General features: G+C 61.6%; 10 protein-coding genes. 3 read left to right on the plus strand and 7 right to left on the minus strand.

Annotated elements, in window-relative coordinates; genetic code table 11:
* Positions 1–6: 6 nt before the first annotated feature.
* From trbJ to F758_RS0126480, 7 genes are all read right to left on the minus strand, one after another.
* Positions 7–762: a P-type conjugative transfer protein TrbJ gene (gene trbJ, locus F758_RS0126445; RefSeq protein ID WP_024510701.1), complete on the minus strand. Its 756-nt coding sequence runs from the start codon at positions 760–762 to the stop codon at positions 7–9.
* 28 nt (positions 763–790) lie between these two features.
* Complete coding sequence (gene trbE, locus F758_RS0126450; protein ID WP_024510702.1) at positions 791–3,370, minus strand: conjugal transfer protein TrbE; 2,580 nt, start codon at positions 3,368–3,370, stop codon at positions 791–793.
* Positions 3,364–3,621: a VirB3 family type IV secretion system protein gene (locus tag F758_RS0126455; protein ID WP_024510703.1), complete on the minus strand. Its 258-nt coding sequence runs from the start codon at positions 3,619–3,621 to the stop codon at positions 3,364–3,366. Before F758_RS0126455 ends, trbE begins: the two co-directional genes overlap by 7 nt.
* Positions 3,621–3,905: a TrbC/VirB2 family type IV secretion system protein gene (locus F758_RS0126460; protein ID WP_024510704.1), complete on the minus strand. Its 285-nt coding sequence runs from the start codon at positions 3,903–3,905 to the stop codon at positions 3,621–3,623. The genes F758_RS0126455 and F758_RS0126460 overlap by 1 nt, the downstream gene beginning before the upstream one ends.
* A gap of 92 nt (positions 3,906–3,997) precedes the next feature.
* Entirely contained in the window at positions 3,998–4,981 is a 984-nt protein-coding gene (gene trbB, locus F758_RS44615; protein WP_035723107.1) for a P-type conjugative transfer ATPase TrbB, read from the minus strand.
* Positions 4,974–5,525, minus strand: a complete 552-nt coding sequence (locus tag F758_RS0126475) for a hypothetical protein (RefSeq protein WP_024510707.1) — start codon at positions 5,523–5,525, stop codon at positions 4,974–4,976. The genes trbB and F758_RS0126475 overlap by 8 nt, the downstream gene beginning before the upstream one ends.
* A gap of 13 nt (positions 5,526–5,538) precedes the next feature.
* Positions 5,539–7,566 carry a conjugal transfer protein TraG gene (locus tag F758_RS0126480; protein ID WP_024510708.1) on the minus strand — a complete coding sequence of 676 codons (2,028 nt, stop codon included), beginning with the start codon at positions 7,564–7,566 and terminating at the stop codon, positions 5,539–5,541.
* 595 nt (positions 7,567–8,161) lie between these two features.
* Between F758_RS0126480 and F758_RS0126485 the strand changes: the two genes are divergently transcribed.
* From F758_RS0126485 to F758_RS0126495, 3 genes are all read left to right on the plus strand, one after another.
* Positions 8,162–8,767 carry a hypothetical protein gene (locus F758_RS0126485; protein ID WP_245286598.1) on the plus strand — a complete coding sequence of 202 codons (606 nt, stop codon included), beginning with the start codon at positions 8,162–8,164 and terminating at the stop codon, positions 8,765–8,767.
* A gap of 68 nt (positions 8,768–8,835) precedes the next feature.
* Positions 8,836–9,354: an RES family NAD+ phosphorylase gene (locus tag F758_RS0126490; RefSeq protein ID WP_245286599.1), complete on the plus strand. Its 519-nt coding sequence runs from the start codon at positions 8,836–8,838 to the stop codon at positions 9,352–9,354.
* A gap of 441 nt (positions 9,355–9,795) precedes the next feature.
* Positions 9,796–11,282 (plus strand): adenylate/guanylate cyclase domain-containing protein (locus tag F758_RS0126495; RefSeq protein WP_024510711.1); only part of this gene is annotated, 1,487 nt, incomplete at its 3' end.

Below are 11,282 nucleotides of genomic sequence, written 5' to 3' on the forward strand. Positions count from 1 at the left end.
CCTCACCTATTTGCCGCCGCTATATGCATGACCGTCGCCGATGAAGCGGATGAATCGCTCCTGTGCGGCAGCAGCTGAAGCCTGCTGTTCAGCGGCTCGCAAGGTGTCCGCGCGCGCTTGAGTCGCCATAAGTGCCTGTGTTTGCAACGACTGCTTGATCTGCAGTGCAAGCAGCTCGTTGCCGGACTGTTGAGCCTGCAGTGAGCCGATGGCGCTCGACGAGTTTGCCATCAGGGTTCGAAGCGTCTGGCCGTCCTGGTCCAGAGTGCTCACGATGGCCGACTGGATGATGAGCGTCTGCTTCAGCCCCTCGTAGCTGTTGTCCCAACGCGTGGTCGCATCCTGCACCATCTTGTCGGACGAGACAGCTGCCCCGTACTGGCGAGGATAGAGTTGCTGAAAAGCCTGTTGGGTCTTCTGAACATCGAACGAAATGCCCTTTGCCTGAGCAATGAGGCTGTTCATCTGATTGATCGTCGAGGTCAGTTGGCCGACGACGCTTGTCGGCAGGCTTGCAAGGTTCTTCGCCTGATTGAGCAGGGACTGCGCCTGATTTTCTAGGCCCCTGACCTCGTTGTTGATCTGTTCAAGCGATCGAGCGGCAGTCAGCAGATTCTGACTGTAGTTCGAGGGATCGAACACGATGACTTGCGCGCCAAGGCGCTGGGATCCATTCACTGCGATGACGATGGCGAGTGCAATGGCGGCACTCGCTTTTAGCGTTCCGCGCGCGACGGGCGCGCCGAAGATGGCTTCCAGCATGGGACGACTCCGGGAGTAGAAATTGAGGTCAAGCCTTGCGAGCTTGTTCGAAGGTTCTGATCAAGTTCGCGGCCCAGTGCAGGTCCCGTTCGGCGAGATAGCGCTTGGCGAAATGGTGTGGGCCGCTCCTAGCCAAAACCGCGTCTATGGCGCGTTGATCGTCGGCTGAGGATGCCGCGGCAAACGCGAGCGCCACGGGCCCAAGCCCCAGCTCAAACAGGCGATTGCCGGCGCGCGATTGCAGATAGTAATCGCGCTTGGGAAAGGCCTCGGCGATCAGGCTGACCTGAGTGTCGTTCAAACCGAAGCGGCGATAGGTCTCGCTCTGAGTTTGCTCGAGCGCGCGCGGGTTCGGTAGGAATATCCGGGTTGGGCAGGATTCGATGATCGCAGGCGCGATCTGGCTGTCGGCGATATCGGCAAGCGACTGGGTGGCGAAGATGACAGCCACGTTCTTTTTGCGCAGCGTCTTTAGCCATTCGCGGATGCGGCTGGAAAAAAGTGGATCATCCAGGAATACCCAAGCCTCATCCAGCACTAGCAAGGTGGGTCGGCCGTCGAACCTTCCTTCAAGAGTGTGGAAGAGATAGGTGAGAACCGGCGCGACCAGACCTGGCAGCGCCATCAATTCCTCCATTTCGAAGGTGAGCACGTCGGCAGCGGAAAGACGGTCGGCATCAGCATCCAGAAAGCGGCCGTAGGGTCCTTCCAGCGTGTAAGGCTGCAATGCCTGACGCAGTGCATCGCGGGCAAGCAGCGCCACGAGCCCCGTCATGGTCCGCTGGGAAACTGGCGCCGAGCCGAGGCTCTTGAGCGCCGACCAGAGCGTCTCCTTGACCTCAGGCGTCACGGTAACGCGCTCATGGGCAAGCACGCCACAAAGCCAGTCGAGCGCCCAGAGCCGGGCTCCCTCCTCCGCCACATCCTTCAGTGGTTGAAAGGCGAGTCCGCCCTTGGCTCCAAGCTCGTACCATGCGCCAGAGAGAGCGAGCGTGGTTGCACGTGCGGAGCCACCTTTGTCGAACGTGATCACTTGCGCGTTCGGATAGCGCCGGAATTGAAGGGCGAGCATGGAGAGCAGGACCGACTTGCCCGCGCCCGTAGGGCCGACAATGATCGTGTGTCCGACATCCCCGGCGTGGAGCGACAGCCGAAACGGGGTCGCACCCTTGGTCTTGGCAATCAGGAGCGGCGGGCCGTCCAGGTGCTCGCATCGCTCCGGTCCCGCCCAGACCGAGGACAAGGGACACATATGAGCGAGGTTCAGCGTGTGGACGATCGGCCGCCGGACGTTGGCGTAGGCCTGTCCCGGCAGGCTCCCGAGCCACGCCTCGACGGCATTGATGGTCTCGCGGATCGTGGTGAAGCCGCGGCCGTTGATGACCCGTTCGATCGCGCGGATCTTCTCGTCGGCCGCGCGCGAGTCCTCATCGCTGACGGTGACTGTCGTGGTGATGTAACCGAAGGCGACCAGATCATCGCCGAGCTCCGACAGCGCCGCATCGGCATCGGCCGCCTTGTTGCTGGCATCGGTATCAAGAAGAGCCGCCTGCTCGTTGAACATCACCTCCTTGACGATCGCGGCAAGTGACTTCCGCTTCGCAAACCACTGCCGCCGGTACTTCGCCAAAGTCGCATTTGCCTGCGTCCGATCGAGCGGAAGGAAGCGCGTCGCCCAGCGATACGGGACGCCAAGCCTGTTTAATTCGTCGAGCAGGCCAGGAAAGGTCACATGCGGAAAGCCGAGAACCGTCAGCGCACGAAGATGGCTTCGTCCAATGGCCGGTGACAATCCTCCGGTCAGCGGCTCGTCGCTCAGAAAACAATCAAGATAGGCCGGGATTTCTGGAACGCTGACTGGGTGCCGCTTTGTCGAGATGCAGCTGTGGAGGTAAGTCAGGGTCTCCTCGTCGCTGAGGGGCCAAATTTCGGGAAGGACCGACGACAAGAGATCGATCGCCCGATCCGTTTCCTGGATGAAACGCTCAAGATGATCTCGATAGCTGCGCTCGCGCTCCGGCCGGGTGTGTTCGCCCTCCACTCCGTTGGGCGCATCACCATCCGATGAGCCCTCGTCTTGCGTCACCTGCCGAGCAGCTTCGCTACGCTTCCGATGCAATCGCCGATCGCTGACCTCGCTCTCCTGCGGACGCTCCAGAAAGAGAGCTTCAAACCGCGACACTCTTTCGGCCGGAGGCAAGTACATGAGGGTAAGATGCAGGACGCTCTCAAAATGCTGTCCGTGCGGCCGGGACGGATCCTCCCACGCATCGGCATCGCCCTCAAAGGCGGCCCGCCGTTCTTCATCGATCAGCCATGAGACCGGGTCCGGAAACTCTGAACGCGGGTACTCGGCAGCAGGTATGCGCGTCGCATCGAAGAACAACGCCCAGCCCGATCCAAAGCGCTTCAGCACGTTGTTCACGCGCGAGGCGGCGCTCATCAGTTCGGCTTCGGTCGCGCTATCGAGATCGGGACCTCGATAGCGGATGGTGCGCTGAAAGCTGCCATCCTTGTTCAGGATCACTCCAGGTGCGACCAGGCAGGCCCAGGGCAGCCAATCTGCGAGCCGATACGCATCAGTGCGAAATTCTCTCAAGTTCAGCATGCGAGCCGCCCCTTGTGCTTGGTGTGGCGGACAGCGACCTCGACGAACGCCGGATCGCGTTTGGCTAGCCAAACTGCGACGCCGTGACTGACAAGCCAGAGTGCAAGCCCGGCGAGCCAGAGCCGCAGCCCGAGCGCCAGCACGGCGGACAAGGTGCCGATCAGGATCGCGGCAGAACGCGGCGCGCCGCCGATCAAAATTGGCTCGGTGAGCGAGCGGTGGAGCACAAGCTCAAATCCCTCTGGTCGCATCAGATCAGTGCTCCGCCGCCGAAAGAGAAGAACGAAAGGAAGAAGGAGCTGGCGGCGAAGGCGATCGACAGGCCAAACACGACCTGGACCATCCTGCGAAAGCCGCCGGAGGTGTCACCAAAGGCAAGCGATATGCCGGTCACGGTGATGATGATGACGGCGACGATCTTGGCGACCGGCCCCTGTACTGACTCGAGGATACGCTCCAGCGGGGCTTCCCACGGCATGCCGGAGCCGGCCGCGTGAGCCACTGAGGCGGTCACGACAACGAATGAGACAGTCATGCCAAACTGGACAAGCGGGGATGGAAGAACTCGGTAGACACAGATATGCGCGGCCGAAATCAGTCGAACAAACATCTCGTACTCTCCGTTGATTAGGGGCGATGACTCGTTGCTGGAAGGCCGGGTGGGGTTTCGAGCAGGTAGTCACCGGCAGGATCGAGTCCCTTGAGCTCGGCCACTGTCTCAATTCGACGTGCCGGGCCTCGACCCTTGATGAAGACGATGAGATCGATCGCTTCCGCGATCAGTCGGCGCGGCACAGTTGCCACGGCCTCCTGGATCAGTTGCTCAATCCGGTAGAGCGCCGCGCGGGCTGAGTTCGCGTGCACCGTGGCAATCCCACCGGGGTGGCCGGTATTCCAGGCCTTCAGCATGTCGAGGGCTTCGGCTCCCCTCACCTCGCCGACAATGATGCGGTCGGGACGCAAGCGAAGCGTGGAGCGCACGAGGTCGGCGAGACTCGCGACACCCGGCTTGGTCCGGAGTGTCACGGCGTCCCTGGCTTCACATCGCAGCTCGCGCGTGTCTTCAATGATGATGATGCGCTCGTCGAGGCGTGCGATCTCGGCTAGAAGCGCGTTGGCGAGTGTTGTCTTGCCTGACCCCGTGCCGCCGGCAATCAGAATGCTGCGACGCTCCCAGATTGCAGCCGCAAGGACCTTTGTGACCAGGGGCGAGACAATCTGCGCTCTTACATAGTCGGAGAGATGGAACGTGGTCGTGGCTGGCTTTCGGATCGAAAAGCAGGGTGCAAGCGACACCGGTGGCAAGATGCCTTCGAACCGCTCACCGGTCTCGGGAAGCTCGGCTGAGATGATCGGAGACGATGCGCTTGCCTCTGCCCGCACATGGCTTGCCACCAGGCGAATGATGCGCTCCGCCTCCTGCGCTGTCAGGATGACGCCGGTATCCGCGCGCCCCGACCCGTGCCGGTCGAGCCAAAGCTTCCCATCCGGATTGACCATGACTTCGACCACGTCGGCCTCTTCCAGGGCAAGGGCGATGGCCGGCCCCATCGCCGTTCGGAGCATCGCGCGGCGGCGTTCGCGGGTTTCGGGCGAGAGAAGGTCAGACATTGCCAACCTCCTCCCGCCCTGCCGGAGACGGCCCCGGCTGCTCGCCCGTCGCGTCTTGCGAGCGGGATCTCGTTTCCGCATTCTCAGCGCCGCCCAGCGGCGCGCCCTCCTCGATGTGGCGAGTGAATAGATCCGGCTTTGACGTGCTGACGCGCTCCATGACGTCGGCAACAAGGCGACTGCCGGAGGCAACGCGTTTGCCGACCTGGGCGACAAACATTTCGAATCTCTCGCGCCCGAGCGCGCGTGCGGCCTCCTGGTCGCCCGATGGCAGAGGCGGCGTGATCGTCAGGTAGTAGCGGACGAAGAGCGCAATGGTCTCGGCCATGACCGACAGATCGCCATCGATCCGGTCGAGCTGGCGGCTCATGCGGTCAAGCCGGCGGATCAGCGCTGCATCGCCGCTTGTGTCCCGCTCCGGATTAAGGAAACGATCCAGTGCCGCTTCGACGATCGCCGATTTGTTGGTCCCCGGTCGTTTGGCCGCGAGTTCGAGCCGCTGCGATACGCTGTCAGACACATAGGCAGAAAGTTTCGGTTTCATGAGAGAAGCTCTTTCAGAATGCGGGAAGAAGATCGTCGTCATCGCGGGTGACGGCGTGGGCGCGACGAACGGCGCTGGAGGCGCTCGCCGCCCGCTGCATCTGGTTGCGATCGGCGGCTGCGTCGGCCTCGTCCTCGAAAAGGCGCTCCTCGGCCGAGCGAACATCGTTGGCAGGCGGTGGCGCTTCATCAAAGAGCGGCAGTTGCTGCTTGAGCCCGCCCTCCTCGCTGCCTGCCTGCATGAGCTCGCGATATGGCAGCGTCGCAAGTCGAAGATCGACGGAGCGGGTCTCACCGCCCCAGTCGTCGGGACGCGCGGCCGGACGATCGAAGTAGTCTTGGCCAGTCAGACGCGGCGGAGGACGCAGGCGACCGACAAAATTTGCGTCCTCATAGTGCCGGAGCTTCAGGGCGCGTATTGGCGCAAGGCCCGAGACCAGGACGATGGCCTGATCCGGCGGCAGCTGCATCACTTCACCTGGGGTAAGCAGCGGCCGCGCGGTTTCCTGGCGGCTGACCATGATATGGCCAAGCCATGGCGCGAGCCGATGACCTGCATAGTTGCGCTGGGCACGCAACTCGGTGGCGGTACCTAACGCATCAGAAATCCGCTTTGCTGTGCGCTCATCATTGGCGGCAAAGGCAATGCGAACATGGCAATTGTCCAGGATCGCATTGTTCTCACCGTAGGCTTTCGCAATCTGGTTGAGGGACTGCGCGATCAAATAGGCCCGGATGCCGTAGCCGGCCATGAAGGCGAGCGCGCTTTCGAAGAAGTCGAGGCGGCCGAGTGCTGGAAACTCGTCCAGCATCAACAGCAGCTGGCGATGCTTCTGACCACCGATCTTTACGTTCAAGGTTTCGGTCAAGCGGCGTCCGATCTGATTGAGGATCAACCGGATCAACGGCTTGGTGCGGCTGATGTCCGAGGGCGGGACGACGAGATAGAGCGTGACCGGCTTGTCAGCGCCGACCAGGTCCGCAATGCGCCAGTCGCAGCTTTCGGTGTTTCGGCTGACGATAGGATCCCGATAGAGCCCAAGGAAGCTGACGGCGGTCGATAGAACGCCTGAGCGCTCGTTTTCGGACTTGTTGAGGAGTTCCCGCGCGGTCGCGGCGACAACCGGGTGCACCTTTGGCTGAGCCTCGGTGCCGAGATGGTTGGTGGCCAGCATGATCCTCAGCGTCTTCTCGAAGGACTGCGCAGGATCGGCGAGGATCTCGGTGACGCGGGTGAGCGTCTTCTCTTTGTCGGCGTAGAGAACGTGCAGGATGACGCCAACCAGCAGCGAATGGCTGGTCTTTTCCCAATGGGTTCGGCGTTCGAGCGCACCTTCCGGATCAACCAGGATGTCGGCGATGTTCTGCACGTCCCGGACTTCGGCCGCACCCTTGCGGACCTCAAGCAACGGGTTGTAACGGGCGCTTCTTGGATCGGTTGGATTGAAGAGAAGGCAATGGGAGAAAGTTGAGCGCCAGCCGGAGGTTAGCTCCCAGTTTTCACCCTTGATGTCATGCACGACGGCAGACGAGCTCCAGGACAATAGCGTCGGAAGAACGAGCCCGACACCCTTACCCGAACGTGTCGGCGCAAAGCACATGACGTGCTCCGGCCCATCGTGGCGGAGGTAGTTGTTTTCGAGACGACCGAGGAACACCCCCTTTGCTGCGAATAGGCCGGCAGCCCGGATTTCCTTCGTGCTTGCCCAGCGTGCCGAGCCGTAGGTCGTCACGAGTTGGTTTTGCCGCGCCCGCCATACCGAATTGATGATTGCGAACAAGGCGCCGGCGACACCACCCGCAGCCGCGATTGCGCCACCTTCCCCAAAGATTTCAGGCGCATAGGCTTCGTAAGCGAACCACCATTCGAACAATCGCCACGGCAGATATACGGGATAGCTGGCGATGACGAACCAGGGTTCGCCGAGCCGCTCCTGAAATCCGAGAGCTCCGGCCGTCCATTGCGTCGCGCCCCAGGTCGACGCGATCACGATTCCGAACACGATCGTGATCTGACCGACATAGATTTTCGCTGGAAACATTCGCCGCCCCATTCACACGCGCAACGTCAGCGGCGCGATGAAAAGGGCGAAAGGTTTGCGCGTTCAATCGAAATAAAAAATCGCGCCATCAGCGAGCGCGAGCTTCATCAAGCTTCGTACACCGAAGGAATTTTCAATCATGTCCGAGGCAGTGTCAGCGAACGCTTCAACAGCTCGTGACCGATTAGCGCAAACAGGATTTCGCTGCCGTTTTCCGATCGAACCACGACGAATGCGCTCCTCGAGACGGAAGCTCGACTCGCGAGTCGGTCCAGCGAAGCATTTCCGATTCAGGGCGCGACACGACGAAACGGGTCGACGCTTCCTCGAGCTGCGGGACGGTTATGATCCGTGATTCCAGGTAAACCCTGGTCTTGTTCGCTCCTTGATACCGGAGTCTCCAGGACAACGACGGTCATTCTTCCGGCAAACGCGCGAAGCGGTCAGGGTCTCAACGTACCTCGCCCCCCCCGGTTGCTAAAGTTGACAAAGTTGCAAACGGCCCCATATTGGGGCTGGAGTTCAGTTCATGCCCAAGACTCAGTCAAAGCCATCTACCCCCTCCAAGGGCCCGTCCGTTCACGAGGAGGGCGTAATGATGGTGCTTGAGCACAAGCCGGCCGCCCTGAAGAGCCTCGCTCTTCCTGGCGATGTTCAGGTCGCGATTGTTTCCAGGGACGCAAGAGCCCTTCAGAAAGTCCGCGAGCGCAACAAGCAATTGGGCGGTTATGAGCTCAGGTTCTTTGCTGAGGCCACCAACCCCAAGGCGCCGGTCGTCAACAAGGAGGTGTTCGCCCCCGACCCTCGCGCGCTCGCCGTTCTCGAGGGTGTTCGCATTGCGCAGGAGGATCTAAGGCGATCAGGAGGTGCCTATGACCTCGACCAGGTCAGGACACTCTTGCGGGGCATCTCTCGGCAGGCCGTCGACAAGCGTTTGCAGGAAGGGAGCCTCCTTGCTGTTCCTGGCCCTAGTAACCACCGCAGCTTTCCAACGCTTCAGTTCAATGCGGATGGCACAGTCGTTGAAGGGCTCAAGTCTGTCCGCGAGGCATTACCGACAGACAACCCATGGACGATGTTGAACTTCCTTGCTCAGCCTGATGATCGATTGGGCGGTCGCAAACCCATCGATCTGCTCAAGGAAGGCAAAGTCGAACTCGTGGTCGAGGCCGCCCGGCGAATGGCCCAGCAAGGCGCGTGACCGCACCGCTGCCGCCGGGGGATCTCGCTCGTCGTCGTCCCCGCGTGGTCCGGCTGCGAGCGGGCACGGTGCTTCATCGGTTTTACACGGCCGAATTCTATCCGGTCTTTTTCGATCCGTCCCGCCTGGGTCGGCTGAACGCTCCCGACGGGAGTTATCGGGTCCTCTACGCCGCACGCGAGCCCTACGGCGCATTCGCCGAGACGTTTTTGCGTAACCCTGGGCGGACGCTGATCGACACGAGCCTGCTCCGGCGCAAGGCCTATGTACGGCTCGAAGTTACAAGCGATCTCAGGCTGATCAGGCTTGCCGGCCCGAGCCTCGCGATTCTGGGGGCGACCGCGGAGGTGGTTCATGGCGGGTTGCCCTACGATGTACCGCAGGCCTGGTCAAAAGCGCTCTTCGAACACCGCTTTCGCCCTGATGGGATCGCTTACTACGGTCGCCACGACGACGAAGGACTTTGCTACGCGATCTTTGACCGCGCGCGTGCCTCCATCCGGGAGATCCAGCGCGAGCTCAATTTGGATCAGGATTGGTTCTGGCAGCTCGCACGGCGATACAGGGTCGGATTGGCGCCCGGTTGACTCTTGTTCACGCGAGGCAATTCACAGCGCATTATTCGACACCCCAGTTGGGAAGCTTGAATCACAGGCGTCCGAGCAAACACAATGCTTATGGCCTGGCCCTGCCGTCGGCGCTTTCGGGGTAAAGCGGACCTCAACCAACCGACAATCTCCGCCACCTCCGTCGAAAATGACCCCTAGCGGACTATTAATGTTTGACGCGTGAAATCATATTGCGGAAGCTGGAGAGTGGCGGCGCGGCCATTTGTATGAAGCGTGCGTAGCGGAGCGATCAGCTTCAGTTTCGCCTCAGAAGCTGCGCCGTGCCGTGCTCAAGGGCGGTCGCCACGGACGCGGTCAATCTGTGATACACTCCATATTGCCAATAGAGGCGTATCTCCTTCTGCCTGATCGGGTTTTGATGTAACCTATTCCGGCATCACAGCCGCAAGGAGACATCCGGTGGCTACGATCACGGATTGGCTGGCCTCGCTCGGATTGTCCGAGTATGCGGGCCGCTTTGCCGAAAACGACATCGATATCGACGTACTCCCCGAGCTAACGGATCGCGATCTGGAACAGCTGGGCGTTTCGCTGGGGCATCGTCGGAAGATTTTGCGCGCGATCCGGGATATTGGCGCCACCGCGACCGCCACGGTTCAGTCCGCGCCCGAGCCGAAGCAAGAGCATGATGCCGAGCGGGAGCACGATGCCGAGCGTCGCCATGTGACAGTGATGTTCACCGATCTCGTCGGCTCGACTGCACTCTCCGCCCGCATGGACCCGGAGGATTTGCGCGAGGTCATCTCGGCGTATCAGAAATGCGTCGCCAAGACAGTGCGGCGCTTCGACGGCTTCGTGGCGAAATACATGGGTGACGGCGTCCTGGTGTATTTTGGCTATCCTAAGGCCCACGAGGAGGACGCTGAGCGGGCAGTGCGGGCGGGACTGGAGCTGATCGCGGCAGTGAACGGGCTTAAGTCCCGCGCCTCGCTGCAAACTCGCGTCGGCATAGCGACCGGCCTGGTCGTGGTCGGAGACCTGATCGGATCCGGCGAAGCACAGGAGCGCGGAATCGTCGGCGAGACGCCAAACCTTGCCGCGCGCCTGCAAGCGATCGCCGAGCCGGACAGCGTGGTCATCGCCGAAGGCACGCGAAAACTGCTCGGCGATCTGTTTGAGCTGCAGGACCTCGGGGCCAGGGACCTCAAGGGCCTTGCGGGACCGACGCGGGCCTGGGCAGTGCTGCGGGGCAGCTCGATAGAGAGCCGCTTCGAGGCGTTGCACTCAGGCCGGACGACCCCACTCGTCGGTCGGACTGAGGAGTTCGAGTTGCTGCTGCGACGCTGGCAGCAGGTTAAGTGCGGCCAAGGACGCGTGGTGGTCCTCGCAGGCGAGGCGGGCATCGGCAAATCTCGAATTACGGCTGCGCTTCAAGCGCATCTGCAAGGCGATCCGCATACGCGGCTACGCAATTTCTGCTCGCCGCATCACCAGGATACGGCGCTATACCCGGTGATCGGCCAGCTCGAAAGGGCGGCTGGCTTCACGCGCGACGACACGGTCCAGCAGAAGCTCACCAAGCTGGAAGCCGTGCTAGTCCAATCCGATGCGCCGCCCGAGGAAATCGGCCTCATTGCCGCGTTGCTGTCGATCTCGAGCGCTGAGCGCTACCCTGTTCCCGAGCTGAGCCCGCAAAAGCGCAAGGAGAAGACCCTGGCAGCGCTGCTGGCGCAGCTGGAGCGGATGGCGGCGAGCCAACCCGTGCTGCTCGTTTACGAGGATGTGCACTGGATCGATCCAACGACGCTCGAAATCCTGACGCTCGTGATTGAGCGCGTACAATACTTGCCGGTGCTGTTGCTGATCACGGCGCGGCCGGAGTTCAAGCCGCCATGGCCCGCCTACGCGCATGTGACCAACGTCGCGCTCGGGCGCATCGGAAGAGA

The sequence above is a fragment of the Bradyrhizobium sp. ARR65 genome (assembly GCF_000472385.1).
Classification (GTDB): domain Bacteria; phylum Pseudomonadota; class Alphaproteobacteria; order Rhizobiales; family Xanthobacteraceae; genus Bradyrhizobium.

What these genes read in the sequence shown, in the direction of transcription:
- trbJ (WP_024510701.1), bottom strand. Translation starts at nt 762, where the DNA reads ATGCTGGAAGCCATCTTCGGCGCGCCCGTCGCGCGCGGAACGCTAAAA.
- trbE (WP_024510702.1), bottom strand. Translation starts at nt 3,370, where the DNA reads ATGCTGAACTTGAGAGAATTTCGCACTGATGCGTATCGGCTCGCAGAT.
- F758_RS0126455 (WP_024510703.1), bottom strand. Translation starts at nt 3,621, where the DNA reads ATGCGACCAGAGGGATTTGAGCTTGTGCTCCACCGCTCGCTCACCGAG.
- F758_RS0126460 (WP_024510704.1), bottom strand. Translation starts at nt 3,905, where the DNA reads ATGACTGTCTCATTCGTTGTCGTGACCGCCTCAGTGGCTCACGCGGCC.
- trbB (WP_035723107.1), bottom strand. Translation starts at nt 4,981, where the DNA reads ATGTCTGACCTTCTCTCGCCCGAAACCCGCGAACGCCGCCGCGCGATG.
- F758_RS0126475 (WP_024510707.1), bottom strand. Translation starts at nt 5,525, where the DNA reads ATGAAACCGAAACTTTCTGCCTATGTGTCTGACAGCGTATCGCAGCGG.
- F758_RS0126480 (WP_024510708.1), bottom strand. Translation starts at nt 7,566, where the DNA reads ATGTTTCCAGCGAAAATCTATGTCGGTCAGATCACGATCGTGTTCGGA.
- F758_RS0126485 (WP_245286598.1), top strand. Translation starts at nt 8,162, where the DNA reads ATGATGGTGCTTGAGCACAAGCCGGCCGCCCTGAAGAGCCTCGCTCTT.